Source organism: Gemmatimonadota bacterium (genome assembly GCA_016720805.1).
In the GTDB taxonomy this organism is placed as follows: domain Bacteria; phylum Gemmatimonadota; class Gemmatimonadetes; order Gemmatimonadales; family GWC2-71-9; genus Palsa-1233.
This window is the reverse complement of record JADKJZ010000014.1, coordinates 35,184-53,223: the sequence shown is the minus strand read 5'-3', so window position 1 is coordinate 53,223 and position 18,040 is coordinate 35,184. Positions and strand designations below refer to the sequence as shown.

The following is an 18,040-nucleotide window of genomic DNA, read 5'->3' as shown; positions in this document are numbered from 1 at the left end:
ATGGAGGTGGCATCATGAGTCGAGTGGTCATACTGGGCGCGGGCGTCGCGGGACACACGGCGGCGGCCTTTGCGCGAACGTGGCTGGATCGGGGCGACACGGTGACGGTGGTGTCTCCCAAGGACTTCTACAACTGGATTCCGTCGAACATCTGGGTCGGGGTCGGCCTGATGCGCGCCGATCAGGTGACCTTCCCGCTGCGCCCGGTGTACGAGCGGGCCGGGATCGAGTTCGTCCACGGCGCCGCGCGCGCCATCCACCCCGACGGGACGCTCGACGACCCGACGCCGCATGTCCTGGTGGCCCCCACCGGTGGCGACCCCGAGACGCGGGTCCGTGTCCCCTACGACTTCCTGATCAACGCGACCGGCCCGCAACTGCGCTTCGATCGGACCCCGGGGCTCGGCCCCGACGCCAACAGCCACTCCGTCTGCACCGCGGACCATGCCACCGATGCCGCGCGGGCCTTCGGCGAGTCGGTGGAGCGGATGAAGCGCGGCGAGAAGCAGCGCTTCGTCGTGGGTGTGGGCCACGGGACCTGTACCTGCGAGGGGGCGGCTTTCGAGTACATCGTCAACCTCGAGTTCGAGCTTCGCGCGCGCGGCGTACGGGATCGCGCCGAGATTGTCTGGCTGACCAACGAGTACGAGCTGGGCGACTTCGGCATGGGCGGGATGCAATTCAATGCCGGCGGCTACATCACGCCGAGCAGCATGTTCAACGCCTCGCTCTTCGCCGAGCGCGGCATCGACTGGATCACGCGCGCGCACCCGTTGCAGGTCGAGCCCGGCCGCGTCCATTATGAGACGGTCGACGGCACCATCGGCGAGCAGGAGTTCGACTTCGCGATGCTGCTGCCGCCCTTTTCCGGCGTCGGCCTCACGGCCATGGACCGACAGGGTGTTGACATCACCGATCGGCTCTTCCAGCCGAACGGCTTCATGAAGGTGGATGCCGACTACACGGCCAAGCCGTATGCCGATTGGCGGGCCAGTGACTGGCCCCATACCTACCAATCACCGGCCTACCCGAACATCTTCGCCGCCGGGATCGCGTTCGCGCCTCCGCATGCGATCTCCAGGCCGTACACGTCGCCAAGCGGCGCGGCGATCGCGCCGGCACCACCGCGCACAGGGATGCCGTCGGCGATCATCGGCAAGACCGTTGCGCGCAGCATCGTCGACATCATCCAGGGACGCTCGGGTCCATTGCACACCGCGTCGATGGCCCGGATGGGGGCCGCGTGCGTCGCCTCGGCCGGCGCCAATCCCTTTACCGGCACGGCCGCGTCCATGATCGTCTACCCGATCGTCCCGGACTTCGAGCGCTTTCCGGAGACGGGCCGCGACCTCGAGCAGACCTTCGGCGAGATCGGACTGGCCGGACATTGGATCAAGATCATCCTGCACCATCTCTTCCTTCACAAGGCCCGCCTCCGTCCGGGGTGGTCCCTCATCCCGGAGTAACCCATGCCCTCGGCCAAGCATGCCCATGTCATCATGCCGACGCGCTGGACCGTCTTCATGCGGACCTTCTTCCCGTGGCAGGCGTGGCGCTTCGTCGCCATCAACCTGAAGATGCTGGGAGTGATTCGACGCAGCCACGATTGACCTCCGCCGGCGGCTCCCCTGGATCCGATCCCAGGGGAGTCTTGCCGAACGGCCCTCGATGATCGATCATCGATGATCGATGATCGATGCTCAACCGTTCTCCGGGGGCCGCCATCAGTACGTCCGCCGACCTGCTCCGCGCCATCGCCTTCGCCGCCGACAAGCACCGCGACCAGCGGCGCAAGGACGCGGAGGCCTCGCCATACGTGAACCACGTGATCGCCGTGGCCGAGCTGCTGGCGCGGGTTGGCGAGATCACCGACTCGACTGTCCTCGTCGCCGCCATCCTGCATGACACGGTCGAGGACACCGAGACCACGCCGCAGGAACTCGCCGACCACTTCGGAACGGCGGTCGCCCGGATCGTGGCGGAGGTCACCGACAACAAGGCGCTCCCCAAGGAGGAGCGGAAGCTGCTCCAGGTGGAGCACGCCCGCGATGCGTCGCCCGCAGCCAAGTTGGTGAAGCTCGGCGACAAGATCGTGAATGTCGTCGACGTGACCAACCAGCCGCCGCCGACCTGGAGCGTGGCGCGACGCCTCGAGTACCTCGACTGGGCCGAGCGCGTGATCGATGGTTGTCGGGGCACGAATGCCGCACTCGAACGGATGTTCGACGAGGTCGTCGTGCGCGGCCGCGAGAAGATCACGTCAGACCACGGTACGGCCTGATGCCGCAGGAGATCGAACGGAAGTTTCTGGTGCACGACGGCTGGCGAACCGCAAGCCATCGACAGACACGCATCGTGCAGGGGTACCTCTCCTCGGTGCCCGGGCGGAGCGTGCGCGTGCGGATCGCCGGCGACGAGGGCTTCCTCACCATCAAGGGGGCAGCCGGTGCCTCCGGCGTCTCGCGCTACGAATGGGAGCGCGGGATCCCGATTGACGAGGCCGAGGCGCTCCTGGCGCTCGCCGAACCGGGGGTGATCGAGAAGATCCGCCACCTGGTGGCCGCCGGACCGCACACCTATGAGGTCGACGAGTTCTTCGGCGAGAACGCGGGGCTGGTGGTCGCCGAGATCGAGCTCGGTGCGGAAGATGAGGCGTTCGAGCGGCCGCCGTGGCTCGGCGCGGAGGTCACCGGGGATCGGCGGTACTACAACTCTTCGCTGGTGAAGCGGCCGTATCGCTCCTTCGCCGACGAGCCCTTCGCAACCTCGCATCCGACCCTGCACCTCCTCGCCATCTCCGGCTCGCTGCGCGGCGCGTCGTCCAACACGACCGTGCTCCGCGTGGTGCAGGCCTTGGCCCCGCCCGGCGTGACCATCGCCCTGTACGACGAGCTCGACGCGCTGCCGCATTTCAATCCCGACCTCGACGGCTCGGGCGACATCCCGCCAGCCGCGGTCGCGAGGCTCCGCGACCTTGTGGCCGGCGCCGACGGCCTGCTGATTTCGACCCCGGAGTACGCCCACGGCCTGCCGGGCTCGCTCAAGAACGCCCTCGACTGGCTGGTAAGCTCCACCGACTTTCCGGGAAAGCCGGTGGCCGTGCTGAACATCTCGCCGAGGTCGGAGTTTGCCCATGCCTCGCTCGTGGAGATTCTCCGGACGATGTCGGCCACGCTGGTGGCCGATCCGGCGCTGACGGTGCCCATGCCTCACAAGCGCTTCACCCCGGCGTCGTTGCTCGCAGACGCCCCGCTCGCGGCCCGTCTCGACGAGGCCCTCACCGCCTTCCTCACCGCCCTGCGAAGGAGCGACGGATGATCCACCCGCTGCCGATCACCCTCGAGGGACACGGCGTACGGCTCGAGCCGCTCACCACGGCGCACCACGACGGCCTGGTCGCCGCAGCCGCCGACGGCAAGCTCTGGGAGTTGTGGTACACCTCGGTGCCGACCGCGGACGAGACGGCCGACTACATCCACCACGCCATCGATGGCGCTGCCGCCGGCCACATGCTGCCGTGGGCGGTCCGCGATCTGCAGACCGGCGCAATCGTCGGGTCGACGCGCTATCACGACATCGTGGGTGACATCGATCGCGTCGAGATCGGCTACACCTGGTACGGCTCCTCTGCGCAGCGCAGCCACGTCAATACGGCCTGCAAGCTGCTCCTGCTCGGCCACGCCTTCGACACCCTCGGCTGCGCGGTGGTCGGGCTCCGCACCGACAACTTCAACTTCCGCTCGCAACGCGCCATCCTCGCGCTCGGCGCCAAGCTGGACGGCGTCCTTCGCCACCAGATGGCACGGCGCGACGGGACGGTACGCGACAGCCACCTCTACTCGATCCTCCGGAGCGAGTGGCGCGACGTGCGGCGGCATCTGGAGCTGCGGCTGGCGCGATGGGGCTGAGGTTCGCTGCAAGGCGGGCAACGGGCGACGCATGCGTCGCCCATACACACACGGCGTTTCGATTGCATGGGCTCGTATCGCTCCTGCTCGCCGTCGTGCTGCCACTTGCCTCCCAAGGCCCTGCGGTCGACCTCGAGCACAAGGGCGAGGGCTACCCGGTCTATCGGATTCCTGCGCTCGTGGTCACCACGAAGGGAACGCTGATCGCGGCCTACGATGGCCGCCCCAGCGGGGCCGATGTGCCGAGCAACATCGCGGTGCTGGTACGCCGGAGCAGCGACGGCGGGACGCACTGGACGCCGAGGCAGGTGGTACGCGCCGACAGCGCACCGTTGGGCTTTGGCGATCCGTCGCTACTGGTCGATCGCCAGACGGGGCGAATCTTCCTCTTCTACGTGGCCTCCCATCAGCAGGGCTTCTTCGGTGCGGGGCCGGGCGTTGACGATGCCGACCCGAATGTGCTGCACGCCGAGTATTCCTGGTCGGATGACGACGGCCGCAGCTGGCAGCATCGCCGGATCACCGCCGCCATCAAGGACCCGGCGTGGGGCGGCCTCTTCGCGTCGTCAGGGGCGGGGATCCAGCTGCAGCACGGGCCGCACGCCGGCCGCCTGATCCAGCAATACGTCGTCCGCTTTCGCGGCGGCAACTATGGCGCGTCGGCGTACAGCGACGATCATGGCGCCACGTGGAGAATGGGCTCGCTGGTGGGCCCGGGCGTCGACGAGAACAAGACGGTCGAGCTCGCCGACGGCCGCGTGATGCTCAACAGCCGCGCCAAGGGATTCCGGAAGGTCGCCATCTCCACCGACGGCGGCGTGACGTATGGTCCCCTCCACGACGACTCGACGCTCGTCGACCCGGCCAACAACGGCGCGATCCTCCGCCTCGATCCGACCGCCAAGGCCAACACTGCGCGCGCCCATTGGCTGCTCTTCAGCAACACTGCCCACCCGACGCAGCGCACCAACCTGACGCTGCGCCTCTCCTGCGACGACGGCACCACGTGGCCCGCCTCACAGGTGATCGACGCCGGTCGGTCCGCCTACTCCACGATCACCATGCTGGACCGAAACACTGTCGGCGTGCTGTACGAGCGTGGGGACTACGAGTGGATTTCGTTTCGGAGAGTGGATGTGCGGGGGATGGTGAAGCGGTGTGAACGGTGAACGGGGCGCGGCCGAAGGCCGCGCGGGGTGAGGAGTGAGGGGGCACACCCCCCTTACCCCTTACCCCTCACCCCTCACCCGGTCCGGTTCACCGTTCACCGTTCACCCTGGAGATCCGAAACACCCACGCATCCGCATTCGGCGCGTTCACGCCGGCCGGAATCCGCATGGTGAAGCCCGCGCCGGCCGGAACCCACGGAATGGTGCGGTTGGCAGCGAGCAGAGTGATCGTTGCCCCCTTGGGGAGAGCGAGCGTGGTGACGGTGAGTTCCCGCGGCATCGCCTCGCCCTCGGCGGGGAGATAGCTGACCCAGCCGATCCCATCCTTCGACTGCGTGAAGCGGAACTTCCCCTCCAGCGACGGCCCGAGCGGCTTGGTGCCGTAGATCGAGGCCTGGTGGATCTTCATCCAGGCACCGAGCGCGGCGAGCCGATCGTAGGCCGCATCGTGCCAGGTGCCGTCGGGACCGGGGCCAATATTGAGCATCAGGTTGCCCCCCTTGGCCACCACGTCGACGAGCATCTGGATCAGCACGTGCGATGACTTGTAGCGGTCGTTCGGGACGTACGACCAGCTGTTCGCCATCGGCATCGGCACTTCCCACGGATAGGGGAGCGCCGTGGCAGGGACGCGCGCCTCGGGGGTGAGGTAGTTCTGGTACGGCCCAGGGACGTCGCGATCGACCACGATCAACCCCGGCTGGAGCGCGCGTGATTCCTGAACCAGCCTCGGGATGTCGATGTCCTGGCTCTGCAGATGTTCGAAGGTGTAGTCGGGCTTGTTCATCGCGGCGCGGATCGTCGAGTCGGCGAGCGGCCGGACCCAGCCGCCATCGAGCCAGAGGATGTCGACCCGACCGTAGTTGCTCATCAGCTCGTGGATCTGCGCATGCGTGAAGGCCACGAAGCGCGCCCACCGCTCGGGGTACTTCTTGATGTCGTAGTTCGGGTTGCGGTCCGGGGTGGCGTAGTAGGGCCACCAGTAGTCGGGCGAGTGCCAGTCCGGCTTCGAGAAGTAGGCCCCGATCAGGAAGCCCTGCGCGCGGAAGGCATCGAACACCCCCCTGGTGATGTCCGCCTTCGGATTGAGCGAGAAAGGCGTCTTCGCCCCGGTGATTCGGTAGTCGGTTTCCCGGGTGTCGTACATCGAGAAACCGTCGTGGTGCTTGGTGGTGAAGACCACGTAGCGCATCCCCGCGTCCTTGGCTGCCTGGGCCCAACGTTCGGGATCGAACTGCGTCGGGTTGAACGTCGTCTGTAGCCCCTCGTACGCGCGCTTGTAGGCGTCATACACGCCAATCGAGTCACGCTGGCGGCTCCGGCACCATCCCACGTCTTCGGAACAGATCGACCACGACTCGACGGTCCCCCACTGCGAATACGGGCCCCAGTGCATCAGCAGCCCGAGCTTCAGGTCCTGCCATTCGGCGATCTTCTGCCGCGCGACCGGATCCGGGTCGGGCACGTACGTCTGCGGGTGCTGCGCCGACACTGGCGTCGCGAGCAGGAGCAAGGGCAGCAGGAGGCGGCGCATCAGCGACTCGGAGGTGCGGTGGGGGTGGTGAAGGGTAAACGGGATGATCATCGATCACCCATCACCCCGAATAGCACTCCACCTGCGCCATCTCCGCCTTCCGATACAGCATGCTCAGCGACACCTTCAGGTTCTGCGACTCCAGGTGCCACTCCCACCAGAGGCCCGACGCCGTCTTGCCGGGCGCCTTGACCGCGTCGACCAGATTGCCGTAGGAGGCGCCTTCGGTCTCGCGATTGCACTTGAGCGGCTGGAAGGCGAGGCCGTCATTCTTCAGCGCCTGCTCGATCATCTCCCGCGTCAGGAAGAAGCCGCCCTTCCCCCGTGGTCCGGTGATCTCCATGGAATCGAGCGCGATCGACATCCCCGTCAAGCCGACTGCGGAGCCGCGCAGGGTGATCTGCATCCAGAGTGCGACGCTGTCGCCCAGCGTGCCGAGGAATCGGCCTTCGCGAGCCTGCGTCGTGCCGGCCTTGATCAGGCGCGCATCGGCCACCGCAACGGGGGCCGCTGTGGCCCAGCGAATCGGGAGGGCGCTACCCGTGGTCCACGGCAGGGCGGTGGTCCGGATCCCGGAGTCGACGAGGAAGGCGGTGAGGACGGCGCTCACCTTCACTTTCGCTGGCGGGGTGCGTTGCTGCGCCGGAAGTGCGGTCAGGCCGAGCGCGAGGGCAGCAAAGGCGACGTTCATTCGGAGGCGGCGCATGAGAGACTCGGAGGCAAAGGAGGCGGCTTCCTGAATGCAGGGAGCCGCCCCCAAGAGTACTCGCGCACTTGAAATGCGTCAGGGGTGCCCGAGCACCCTCGCGACGGCCTCCATCCCCGGGTCGCGCCCCGCCTGATAGGCCGCCGCCGTCCAGGGTGCCGGCACGCTCGGATCGAGATTGGGAACCGCGATCGGGTAGGCCATCACTGGCCGATGGCAGTCGGTGTACGCCTTGCACCCGCCTTGATAGTCGTGGCGCTCCTTCGCGACGAGGAACATCGCCCCGGAATTCGGCAGTGCCGCCGGACTCCCCTCGGCGAAGAAGTTGAGCCGGTCGCCCGGTGCCTCGCCAACCAGCGTGACGCGATCGCCGCCCGCCTGCTTGAGGTAACCGACCGACGAGATCGCCGCCGAGAAGGTCCACGGCGAGGTGAGCACGATGACGCGCCCGTCGGCCGGGAGCTTCGAGACGATCGACTGCATCCAGTCGCGCGTGAGCTGCAGGTTGCCGCCACCATTCATCCGCATGTCGAGGACGATGTGCTTCCGCCCCGCCGCCTTCCGCAACGAATCGGATTCGGCAAGGAAGCCGGCGATCGACTGCTGACCATTCACGTTTGCGCGCAACTGGATCACCATCGCATCGAGCTCGGGCGCATCGCGCCGACGCATCGTTTCCCCCGCCCCCTGCAGCGACCACGGTGCCCGGTCGGCGGGCAACAGACTCTGCCATCCCGCGCCACTCGCGGGATAGAGCATCGCCACCGAGCCCTGTCGATCCCGTGGCGACGCCTGGCCACTCGTCAGTGTGACGTCCCGGCTCTTGCCATCCGGCATCGCGAGGCGGTAGCTCGCCTGCGTCGTCGAGGTGCCGAGCCCCATCGCCTGCAGCTGGCCGGGGCTCTCGAGGAAGGCTGGCGCCATCCGGTCGCGCCACGACGTGATGCCGCCGGTGAGCGTGCGCGCGCTGTCGCGTACGGCCGCGATCGGTACGTCATTGATCGCGACGACACGACCGCCGAGGAGATCGGCATGATCGGTGGTCGCCTGGACCACCACGAAGTCGTCGCCGAAGGGGAGAATGCGAATGCCGACGCGCGCCATCTCCGGCGCGGAGCCGCGGCTCACCATCAGCGTGTGACCGTTGTCGGCGAGCGCCACGATCTGCGCGAGCGACAGCACCATCCGGACATCGGAGATCGTCCCCGCCTTCGCCGTGAGCGCCGCCAGCCGCTGCTCGGCCGTCGCGCGCGCCGCCGGCGTGTACGCCTTGTCCACGGCGAGGAAGTCTCGGCCAAAAGCGAGCAGGTCCTCCCGCTGGGCAGCGGCCCGTGCCTCGGTGCCACCCTGCGCGGCCAGCATAGGTAACCAGCCGAGGGACAGCACGAGGACACACGTTCCACGAGCGCAACGGATACCGGGCACGAGGACTCCTGAAGGGAGGAAAGGCACCAATCACTTGGGACGGGGGTTGGCGGGGGATGGTTGTCGGGGAATGTCAGGATGGTGTAAGTCGTTGGTCGTTAGGGGTCGTAGGTCGAAGGTCGAAGGTCGTAGGTCGTAGGTCGTAAGTCGTAAGTCCCCCTCACCCCTTACCATTCACCGTTCACCGTTCACCCCCAACCCGCCCGCCCGAATGCACCTCCCCAGAATTGGCGTCGCCGTCATCATCGAACGCCATGGCCAAGTCCTCCTCGGCCTCCGGCGTTCCGCGTCGCATGGCGACGGCTGCTGGCAGTTCCCGGGTGGGCATCTGGAGGACGGCGAATCGATCGAGGAATGCGCCGCACGGGAAGCCTGGGAAGAGACAGGGCTCGTCATCACCAATCCCGCACTCGGGCCGTGGACCAACGATCGTTTCGAGGCCGAAGGGAAGCACTACGTCACGCTGTACGTGACGGCGGAGGCGGCGGACGGGGAGCCCGAGGTTCTGGAGCCGACCAAGTGCGCCGAGTGGCGGTGGTTCGACTGGAGGGCGCTGCCAGAGCCGCTCTTCCTGCCGATCCGGAACCTGCTGGCGGGGGGATTCCGTCGCCCCGGCTAGAGTCGACGTAGATTCGAGGACACCCTCCCCCTTCTGTCTGGAGCGTCTCATGCGCCTCGCGCTTCTGGTGGCTGCCGCCGCGGTCGTGTCGCCGATCTCCCTTGCGGCGCAAGCGCCGAAGAGCCTCTCGATCACTCGGGACCTGCTGGTGCCGCCGAGCGATGCCGATCTGTCGGGCAGCGGAGTCGTCGCAGTCTCCCCGAAAGGGTCAGATTCTTGTCGCCCAAATGGACGACAACCTGATCAAGGTGTTCGGCCCCGGCGGCGCGACCACCACGATCGGCCAGAAGGGGAGTGGCCCCGGCGAGTTTCAGCGGGTGACCCGGGTCGGCTTCATGGGCGACACGCTCTGGGCCCTCGACCCCGTCCTGATGCGCGTCAACATCTACGGCCCCGACTTCAAGTATGTCCGGACCTTCCCCCAGCCGATGTCGGCCACGAGTGGCGCCGCCAGTCGCCCCGGTGAGCTACTTCATCCAGGCCGTGTTGCCGGGCGGGGATTTGCGCGCGATCGCCTCCCTCCGAGCGACGGCCCCGAAGCCGACTTGGGCGGCTGACGTCGACTCCGGCGCCACGCTGCTTGTCCGTATCTCGCCGGCGGGCGAGTACAAGCGTCGGTTGATGGTGGCTGCCCGTTCGAAGTGCCAGGTCTCGTACACTTTCGAGAAGGGCAGCGGCACCACGATGATCCCGTTCTGCCCTGAGCGTGTGTCCACCGACTGGAACGGCTCCATCGGGGTAGCATCCGTCGATGTCGAGGCGGGCGCGGGCAAGGCAGGGAGCTATCGAGTCACGGTCGTGGACGATCAGGGAGCGACCCGCTTCGCACGGTCGTTTCCGTACACCCCTTTGACGATCAGCAAGCCCGCGATGGACAGCATGCTTGCACGGCGGAAGGAATCGCAAAAGGGAATGCCTGCTCCGATGGTGGCGGCGATGCCCAAGGTGACTCCCTACCCGACCTATCCGCCGATCCGCCGGGTCGTGCTCGGCCGCGACTACTCCGTCTGGCTCGAGGAGCGAATCGCAGGGCCCGAACATCGGTGGCTGGTCCTTGACCCGAAAGGCGCGACCGTCGGCGTCGTCATGCTGCCACCCGAAGTGGAGCTGCAGGTCGCGGAACTCGGCACCATCTGGGGCCTGACCAAGGACGCCGACGACGTGCAGGGTGTCGTCCGCTATCGGGTGGGGCGATGATCGCCCGGCTCGCGGTGGCGGCCTGCGCCCTGTTGCTTCCGCTCGGAGCCAGCGCGCAGGCGCCGAAGACCCTCACGATCACGCGGGACCTGCTGATTGCCCCCGAGGAGGCGGACCTCGCTTCGGTGCAATACATGGCCGTATCACGTCGCGGCCAGATCGTGGTGCCCCAGCGGAAGCAGAAGCTCCTCAAGGCCTTCGGGCCAAACGGTGGTGTTTCCATCATCGGTCGCAGCGGGGGCGGACCGGGAGAGTTCCAGAATCCGACCCGGATCGGATTCATCGGAGACTCCCTCTGGGCCCTCGATCCGAGCCTTTCGCGCGTGAGCATCTTCGGTCCCGACCTCAAGTACGTGAGGGGATTCCCGCAGCCATTGTCACTGGGGCTGGAACGCAATGACCTGCCGATCGCCTATTCCACCCAGGCCGTGTTGCCTGGCGGCGATCTGCGTGCAGCCGCGTCGTTCCGTCCTACCAGTCCGCGTCCAAGCTGGGCGGCCGGCGTGGACTCGGGCGCTGCCATCATCGTGCGCATCGCACCGAGCGGCGAGTTCAAGAAGCGATTGCTTGCGCGGCCCCTCGACAGGTGCATCGTCGAATATCGCTACGCGAAAGGCAGCGGCACGACCGGCATTCCCTTTTGTCCTTCGCCACTTGGTCACCGTGGTCGACGACCAGGGCGTGACCCGGTTCTCGCGCTCGATCGGGTACGTGCCTGTTCCAGCCACGAAAGGCGCAGCAGACAGCCTGGCCGCGATCCGGGCGATGATCATCAAGGACTCGCCACCGGATGCGGTTGCCGCGATGCCGAATCCGAAGCCCTACCCGAACTTCCCGCCGATCCGGAGGGTCATCCTCGGCCGTGACTACTCCGTCTGGCTCGAGGAGCGCATCCTCGGACCCGGCATCGGTGGCTGGTCCTCGATCCGAAGGGCGTGACCGTCGGCGTGGTCACCGTGCCGAGCGAAATCACGCTGCGCGCGGCCGAGCTCGGCACCGCGTGGGGCACGATCACCGACGCCGACGACGTGCAGGGCGTCGTCCGCTATCGGGTGGGGCGCTAGATTGCGGGCGTGATGCCGCGCCTCGCCTTCTTCACCTTCGCCATCCTCCGCGCCCCGCGGCAGCATCCCGATTCGGCGTCGTTCCTCGCCGCGATCGACCCGACCAACGCGGCCGCGGAACGCGCCGAGGGGTTCCTCGACCAGTCGCGCGTCGACCCCGATACCGGCCGCCACAGTTGGGGCGAGCCGGTGCTGCCCTCGTTCGTCGCCCCCGAGGACGCGCCCCAGGTGACGCGCTCATTTTCGCTCTGGCAGGACCTCGAGACGGTGTTTGCCTACACCTACGGCGGCCAGCATGCGGAGTCGCTGCGCCAGCGGAAGGCGTGGTTCCGCCCGCCGGAATGGCCATCCTACGTGGCGTGGTGGGTCGACGACGCGCACCAGCCGACCTGGGCCGAGGCGGTGGAGAGGCTGGAGCAATTGCACACGATGGGCTCGACGCCGGAAGCGTTCACCTTCAAGCAGCCGTTTGATGCGGAAGGGAGGCCGACGGAGGTGGAGCGGCATCGGGTGAAGAAGATCGTTGAGAAGAATGGTGAGGGGTGAGGGGTGAGGGGTGAGGGGGCATTGTCATCCCGAGCGAAGCGAGGGACCTGCGTATTCGCGACCACGCAGATCCCTCGCGTTGTTCGGGATGACAGAACCCCTCACCCCTCACCTTCACTTCACGGCTGCGCCGCCTTCGGCCACACATTGTCCGTCACGTCCCGATCCGGGAAGCGCCCAAACGGATCAAGCGTGATCTTCTCGATCGCGCGCCCACCGAAGGAGAGCACCGCGTTGAAGTTGCGACGGCCGTCGAACCAGACACTCACCGGATAGGTGACGATCGCCGTGACCGAGTCAGTCATCGTGACGCCCGGCATCGGCCGGATTGCCTTCCCCTTCGGGGCGAACTGCACCTTGAGCACCACTGGTGAGGGCATTGCGCCGTCCTGGTGCACCGTCACCGTCGTCTTGAGTCCCGTGGTGACGACCTTCTGGATCGAGCCCTGGACCGCGTCCGTGGTGAAGAGCCACGAGTACCAGAACCAGCCGAGCTCCGGCGCGCGGTTCTTGAGCGCGTTGCTCATGAAGTTGGCGTAGTCCCACGGCGAGGGATGCTTGAAGCGCCACGCCTTGGCGTACTCGCTCATCGCCCGCTGCACCGCGCTGTCGCCGACCACGCCCCCAAGCATCGAGAGCATGAGCGGCGCCTTGCCGTATGCCTGGAAGGAGTACTGCGGGCCGCCGTAGTTGGCGTCCCACATCAGCGGCGCCTCGCGCTCGTCGCCGCTGGTCCGGCCGTAGCTCTGGCCCGCGCCATCGAGCCGCGCGGGCTGGCCGCGGCTGTCGGCGCTCGAGAGCTGATTCATGTACTGATTGAAGCCCTCGTCCATGAAGCCGTACCAGGTCTCGTTGACGCCCACCATCATCGGCCACCACTGGTGGCCCGTCTCGTGGGTCAGCCGCACCGACACCCGAGAAGATCGTCATCGGATATTCCATGCCGCCGTCGGGGCCATCGAGCATCGTCAGGATCGGGAAGGCGTACGGCATCCAGAGCTTCGAGTAGAACTCGAGCGCGTGCCGGTTGACCGCGCCGCCACGCGCGTAGGCGGTGGCGTGCCCAGGGAGGTACATCCCGTAGACCGGGATCGGACCCTTGCCGGGAATCGTCGCGCGGGTCGCGTCCCAGACGAACTGGTTCGACGTGCCCCAGGCAAAGTCACCCACGGTGTCCGCGACGAAGTGCCACGACAGTCGATCGCCCGCGACGGTCGCCTTGCCAGCGCCGAAGTCGGCGGGCCCGACGATGATCCGGGTCGAATCGGATTCGAGCACGTGGGAGAGCCGCTCGCGGACGGCTGGCGTGAGGACCTGCTCCGGGTTCTGCAGCAGTCCGGTCGCGCCGACCACCCATCCCGCCGGGACATCGATCGTCACGTCGAAGTGGCCGGAAGTTGTTGTAGAACTCGGACGGGCCGGAGATAGGGATCGGTGTCCCAGCCGCGCAGGTCGTCGTACATCGCGAGGCGTGGGTACCACTGCGCCACCTGGAAGAGCGAGTCGCCCCACGATCCCATGCGGAGGCCACGCGCCCCAGCCACCAGCGGCACCCGGAAATTCCAGTCCGCTTCAATCGTCGCCGAGGCACCCGCGGCGATCGGCGTCGGAAGTGTCATCGTGGCAACGGTCTGATTGAGTCCGTTGACGAAGATGCGCGTCGGCGCCGGAGCAGCCCCTGCGCCACGCCCGCCAGCACCACGTCCGCCGGCCGCCGGCGTCAGATCGACGGCGGTGCCGTTCACCACCAGCCGCGTCACCTTCATCCCGTCGGTCAACGACGGCAGCGCCTCGGCGCGCGGCACATTCGGCGCGAACAGGTTCTGATCAAGCCGAAGCACAACTTGGCGCATCGGCGTGTCACTGGTGTTCTGGAAGGCGAGCGTCTCGGTGCCGGTCAGGATGCCGGTCGCGGGATCGAGTCGCGCCGAGATCCGGTAGTCGGTGCGGAGCTGCCAGTAGTTCCGGCCCGGTCGGCCGGTCGAATCACGGGTCCCGGCGGTGAAGGCACGCCGGATCATGTTGGTAAGCGGAATCTCGCGGTGGATCGGGCGAGGGAGCGGCGTCTGGGCCGACATCACCAGCGGCAGCGCACCAACAGCAAGCGCCAGCGTCGACAGGCGACGTGCAATCGGGAAGGACATGGCACCTCCGAAGCGGGTTCATTCCCGCACTGAGATATACTACTGACGCCCGAAAAGGTTGGGCCCATAACGGGACCACCCCGCTCGGCATTCGACGGATTGCGCGGTACATTCGACGACAATGCCCGCGGCCTGACCCTTCGCAACGCTCAGGGGAGGCGGCCGCGGCTGAAGACTGTTCGCCGTTCGCTGTTCGCCGTTCACCTCTCCTCCGGACCCCACCTGATGCGATTCGTCCGATCACTGCTGCTGCTCCTGCTGTGCCTTCCCGCGACCCTCACGGCGCAAGCCACGCCAACCAATGGCAAGAAGGTGCTTGGCGTCGACGACTACTCGCGCTGGCGCTCGATCGAGAACGCCAAGCTGTCAGCCGACGGGAAGTGGCTGGTCTATGGCGTGCGCTTCACCAACGTGGTGACGCCCGACGCGAAGCCGGTGCTGCACCTCAAGAACCTGACGACCAACACGGAGATCGAGATCGCCGACGCAACGCAGCCGGTCTTCTCGGCCGACGCGAAGTGGATCGCGTATCAGGTCGAGCCACCGGCGAAGAAGCCGGCGGCGCGCGGGAGTGCGGGCGACACCGTCACGACGCCGCCAGTACCGGCGCCGATTCCAGCCCCCGGTGCCGGGTGCGCCCCGGTGGCGCCAGCCCCAGGCGCCGGCGGGCGCGCCGGCGCAGCCGCGCCGACGCTGCCCCGACGCTGGGAGTTGCGCGAACTCGCCACCGGCACCGTCCGCGTCTGGCAAGAGGTGCAGAGCGTCACCTTCTCGCCGACGTCGAGCCACTTGGTGCTGCGTCGTCGCCCGCCGACGCCAGCCGCCGGGGCAGCCCCCGCCGGTGGCGCCAACGCGGCGCGCGGCGTCGACGTGATCGTGCGATCTGGCCACCGGCCGATCGCAGTTTCTCCGGGAGCGTCGGCGAGCTGGCCTACAACAAAGGGGGGGCAGCTCGCGTACACCGTGGATGCCGCGGTGCGCGACGGCAATGGCGTCTTCCTGCTCGACCTCGCCACCAGCCGCACCGAGCCGCTGGACAACGATTCGCTCCGTTACAGCCGGCTGACCTGGAACGATGCCGGTACCGGCCTCGCGGTGCTCAAGGGACGCGAAGTCGAGAAGATGCGGGAGCGGAACAACCGCCTCCTGGTCTTCGGCAACCTCGCGGCGACCCGCACCCCCCGCCGTGCTCGACCCGGCCACGACCGCAGGCTTCCCCAAGAGCTTCGTGGTGTCGGAGCGCGCCGCGCTGGATTGGAGCGACGACGGCCAGCGTGTCTATCTCGGCATCATGCCGCAGACTCCTGCCCCGGATACCGCGAAGAAGAAGAGCACCGACTCGATTGCCGACGTCGATGTCTGGCGCACCCAGGACGAGCGGATCCAGTCGCAGCAGATGATCCAGGCGGAATCGGATCGCAATCGCACCCTCCGCCAGGCCTTTGCGCATCCTGGCCGCTACATCACGCTGACGGACTCGAGCATGCGCGAGCTCGAACTGCCGCAGGCCGGGACCTGGGGCGTCGGGAGCGATCCACGACCCTACATCTCCGACTACAAGCGCCCCGCGGCAGACTTCTACCGCGTGAACCTGCAGACGGGCGAACGCACCAAGTTCCTCACCGGCCAACTCACGGGGCCGTACGTCGAGGGCATTGCGCCCGACGGACGGACCTTCCTCTCCTGGCAGAACGGTGCCTGGCAGGGCTACGATCTCGCCGCCGGAACGATGCGCCCACTCACCGTCGGCGCGGCCCGCTTCACCAACATGGAATGGGATTACCCCGGCACGCGCCCGCCGTACGGGGTCGTCGGTTATGCCAAGGACGGCAGTGGCGCGATCATCAGCGAGCGCTTTGATCTCTGGCTGGTCCCGTTTGCGGCCGGTGTCGCGCCGAAGAACCTGACGACCGGTGTCGGCGCGGCTCGTCAGATCGTGCTGCGACCGATCCGCACCGAGCCGATCGACTCGTCGGTCGTCCGGGCCTCGCGCGCCGCCCGCGAATGGGACCTGAGCAAGCCGCTCACCCTCTCCGCTTACGGCGAGTTTCACCAAGCAGGCCGGCTTCTTCCGTCTGGCCGATGGCAAGGTGCAGCAGCTTGTCTTCGACGACGCCTCCTACAGCACGCCGGTGCGTGCCGCGGGGGCCGAGCGCTTCCTCTACACCCGGCAGACCTTCCGCGACTTCCCCGACCTGCTGCTCGCCGATGGCTCGTTTGCGTCACCCGCGCGCCAGACCGACATCAACCCACAGCAGGGCGATTATCGCTGGGGCCGCCGCGTCCTGTTCGACTTCAACACGCGGCGCGGCGACAAGCTGCAGGGCATCCTGGCCCTCCCCGATGACTATCAGCCGGGGCAGAAGCTGCCGATGCTGGTCACTTTCTACGAGAAGAACTCGCAGACGATGCATCGCTATCCGTCGCCGTCCTTCATCACGGGGATGGGGGCGATGCCGATCGAGGCCGTGAGTCGTGGCTACGCCACGATGCTCCCCGACGTCTTCTTCCACACGGGCACGTCGCACAGCGACATGCTCGACGCGGTCGAGGCGGCCACGCGGAAGGTCATCGCGCTGGGGTATGTCGACCCGAAGCGCATCGGCGTGCATGGTCACAGTTACGGCGGTGAAGGCGCGGCCTTCATCGGGACGCGTTCCAAGCTGTTCGCGGCGGTGGGGATGGGCGCGGGCGTCACCGACCTCTACACCGACTTCAGCCAGAGCTGGGGGTGGAGCTACCAGGTCACCGGTGGCAGCGGCGCCAACGGCAACAACTACTACATGCTCGGCCAGGGCCGCTGGGGCTTCTCGCCGTGGGACGATCCGGCGCGCTACCACTTCGAGTCGGCGATCACCCACGTGCGCGAGGTGACCGCGCCGTTCCTGATCATGCACGGCGCGGCCGACCCGACCGTCTCGTTCACCGAGGGGATGAACTTCTACAACGCGCTGCGCTTCAACGGCAAGAACGCCGTGATGCTCGCCTACCCGGGCGAGGGCCACGGGCTCAGCGGGCTGGCCAACCGGAAGGACCTGACCATCCGCTACTTCCAGTACTTCGACCACTACCTGCGCGGCACGCCGGCGCCGAAGTGGCTGACCGACGGCGTCCCCTACATCGCGAAGGAGACGCTCAAGGAACCGAAGTAACTGCGGCGCACTCCTCCGGCCTCGGCGCGCTCAACCGAGGCCGGGGAGATAGCGCTCGCGAAAGAGGCGCAAGTGATATTCGACATGCCCGGGAATCATGGTGAGCGCTGCCAGCGCGGTGACGGGATTGTCGCTGGCGACGCCTCGCCCTGCCAGCCCCTGTGACGGCATTGCCCGGAGCAGCGCGATCGTCGCGTCGCGCACCGCACGCCACTCGGCCACCACGTCGGGCAACGGGCGCCGCTGGTACTCGCCGTGCGGCATCCAGGCGTCCTGGTCGAAGCCCGGCAATGGCGCCGCGTCGCCACGCGAGAAGGCGGTGGCCCGGTAGGCGAAGACCCGCTCGGTGTCGGTCAGGTGCCCGATGACTTCACGGATGGTCCACTTCCCCGGGGCGTAGGCATGCCCGGCACCCGTCTCGCTGATCGGCGCCATCAGGGCGAGCAGCTCGTCGCGCTGGGCCGTCAGGATGGCGACGAGATCGCCGGCGGGGACGAGCTCGATATAGCGTTGGTAGTAGGCAGCGTAGTCGGCGGTGGTGGGGCGTTCGAGGACGGGCACGGGCATGACGGTCAC

The 18,040-nt window shown here is 67.5% G+C and carries 19 protein-coding genes; 12 read left to right on the top strand and 7 right to left on the bottom strand.

Features of this window, described 5'->3' with window-relative positions:
- Nucleotides 1-14 precede the first annotated feature (14 nt).
- The 6 genes from IPP98_10400 (at nt 15) to IPP98_10375 (ending at nt 5,077) form a co-directional block, all read left to right on the top strand.
- On the top strand, nt 15-1,466 hold the full coding sequence (locus tag IPP98_10400; protein MBL0179518.1) for an NAD(P)/FAD-dependent oxidoreductase: 1,452 nt from the start codon (nt 15-17) through the stop codon (nt 1,464-1,466).
- A 3-nt stretch (nt 1,467-1,469) separates the two neighbouring features.
- Nucleotides 1,470-1,610, top strand: a complete 141-nt coding sequence (locus tag IPP98_10395) for a hypothetical protein (protein MBL0179517.1) — start codon at nt 1,470-1,472, stop codon at nt 1,608-1,610.
- A gap of 86 nt (nt 1,611-1,696) precedes the next feature.
- Nucleotides 1,697-2,281 carry a bifunctional (p)ppGpp synthetase/guanosine-3',5'-bis(diphosphate) 3'-pyrophosphohydrolase gene (locus IPP98_10390; GenBank protein ID MBL0179516.1) on the top strand — a complete coding sequence of 195 codons (585 nt, stop codon included), beginning with the start codon at nt 1,697-1,699 and terminating at the stop codon, nt 2,279-2,281.
- Nucleotides 2,281-3,318, top strand: a complete 1,038-nt coding sequence (locus IPP98_10385) for an NAD(P)H-dependent oxidoreductase (GenBank protein MBL0179515.1) — start codon at nt 2,281-2,283, stop codon at nt 3,316-3,318. The genes IPP98_10390 and IPP98_10385 overlap by 1 nt, the downstream gene beginning before the upstream one ends.
- On the top strand, nt 3,315-3,908 hold the full coding sequence (locus tag IPP98_10380) for a GNAT family N-acetyltransferase (protein MBL0179514.1): 594 nt from the start codon (nt 3,315-3,317) through the stop codon (nt 3,906-3,908). The genes IPP98_10385 and IPP98_10380 overlap by 4 nt, the downstream gene beginning before the upstream one ends.
- Nucleotides 3,899-5,077 (top strand): exo-alpha-sialidase, encoded by a 1,179-nt coding sequence (locus IPP98_10375; protein MBL0179513.1) that lies wholly within the window; start codon nt 3,899-3,901, stop codon nt 5,075-5,077. Before IPP98_10380 ends, IPP98_10375 begins: the two co-directional genes overlap by 10 nt.
- 88 nt (nt 5,078-5,165) lie before the next feature.
- On the opposite strand, the gene IPP98_10370 is transcribed toward IPP98_10375, so the two are convergent.
- From IPP98_10370 to IPP98_10360, 3 genes are all read right to left on the bottom strand, one after another.
- The gene (locus IPP98_10370) at nt 5,166-6,611 is read right to left on the bottom strand and encodes an alpha-L-fucosidase (protein MBL0179512.1); all 1,446 of its coding nucleotides are present in this window, start codon (nt 6,609-6,611) and stop codon (nt 5,166-5,168) included.
- A 61-nt stretch (nt 6,612-6,672) separates the two neighbouring features.
- Nucleotides 6,673-7,317 (bottom strand): hypothetical protein, encoded by a 645-nt coding sequence (locus tag IPP98_10365; GenBank protein MBL0179511.1) that lies wholly within the window; start codon nt 7,315-7,317, stop codon nt 6,673-6,675.
- A gap of 78 nt (nt 7,318-7,395) precedes the next feature.
- Nucleotides 7,396-8,679, bottom strand: a complete 1,284-nt coding sequence (locus IPP98_10360; GenBank protein MBL0179510.1) for a hypothetical protein — start codon at nt 8,677-8,679, stop codon at nt 7,396-7,398.
- A gap of 274 nt (nt 8,680-8,953) precedes the next feature.
- Here IPP98_10360 and IPP98_10355 point away from each other — a divergent pair, with 274 nt between their 5' ends.
- The 5 genes from IPP98_10355 (at nt 8,954) to IPP98_10335 (ending at nt 12,168) form a co-directional block, all read left to right on the top strand.
- On the top strand, nt 8,954-9,361 hold the full coding sequence (locus IPP98_10355) for an NUDIX domain-containing protein (GenBank protein ID MBL0179509.1): 408 nt from the start codon (nt 8,954-8,956) through the stop codon (nt 9,359-9,361).
- Nucleotides 9,362-9,588: 227 nt separating this feature from the next.
- Nucleotides 9,589-9,918: a hypothetical protein gene (locus IPP98_10350; GenBank protein ID MBL0179508.1), complete on the top strand. Its 330-nt coding sequence runs from the start codon at nt 9,589-9,591 to the stop codon at nt 9,916-9,918.
- Nucleotides 9,824-10,558: a hypothetical protein gene (locus IPP98_10345; GenBank protein MBL0179507.1), complete on the top strand. Its 735-nt coding sequence runs from the start codon at nt 9,824-9,826 to the stop codon at nt 10,556-10,558. The genes IPP98_10350 and IPP98_10345 overlap by 95 nt, the downstream gene beginning before the upstream one ends.
- Nucleotides 10,555-11,424 carry a hypothetical protein gene (locus IPP98_10340; protein MBL0179506.1) on the top strand — a complete coding sequence of 290 codons (870 nt, stop codon included), beginning with the start codon at nt 10,555-10,557 and terminating at the stop codon, nt 11,422-11,424. Before IPP98_10345 ends, IPP98_10340 begins: the two co-directional genes overlap by 4 nt.
- Nucleotides 11,425-11,631: 207 nt before the next feature.
- Complete coding sequence (locus IPP98_10335; GenBank protein ID MBL0179505.1) at nt 11,632-12,168, top strand: DUF3291 domain-containing protein; 537 nt, start codon at nt 11,632-11,634, stop codon at nt 12,166-12,168.
- Between the two features lie 119 nt (nt 12,169-12,287).
- Here the strand turns inward: IPP98_10335 and IPP98_10330 are convergent, their stop codons facing one another.
- The 3 genes from IPP98_10330 to IPP98_10320 form a co-directional block, all read right to left on the bottom strand.
- Complete coding sequence (locus IPP98_10330; protein ID MBL0179504.1) at nt 12,288-13,082, bottom strand: hypothetical protein; 795 nt, start codon at nt 13,080-13,082, stop codon at nt 12,288-12,290.
- A gap of 462 nt (nt 13,083-13,544) precedes the next feature.
- A complete protein-coding gene (locus tag IPP98_10325; protein ID MBL0179503.1) occupies nt 13,545-14,312 on the bottom strand; it encodes a hypothetical protein in 768 nt (255 codons plus the stop codon).
- A gap of 530 nt (nt 14,313-14,842) precedes the next feature.
- Nucleotides 14,843-15,352 carry a hypothetical protein gene (locus tag IPP98_10320; protein MBL0179502.1) on the bottom strand — a complete coding sequence of 170 codons (510 nt, stop codon included), beginning with the start codon at nt 15,350-15,352 and terminating at the stop codon, nt 14,843-14,845.
- A 1,050-nt stretch (nt 15,353-16,402) separates the two neighbouring features.
- Here IPP98_10320 and IPP98_10315 point away from each other — a divergent pair.
- Nucleotides 16,403-17,464, top strand: a complete 1,062-nt coding sequence (locus IPP98_10315; protein MBL0179501.1) for a prolyl oligopeptidase family serine peptidase — start codon at nt 16,403-16,405, stop codon at nt 17,462-17,464.
- A gap of 30 nt (nt 17,465-17,494) precedes the next feature.
- Here IPP98_10315 and IPP98_10310 read toward each other — a convergent pair whose 3' ends face one another.
- Nucleotides 17,495-18,031 (bottom strand): DinB family protein, encoded by a 537-nt coding sequence (locus tag IPP98_10310; protein MBL0179500.1) that lies wholly within the window; start codon nt 18,029-18,031, stop codon nt 17,495-17,497.
- Between the last annotated feature and the right edge of the window lie 9 nt (nt 18,032-18,040).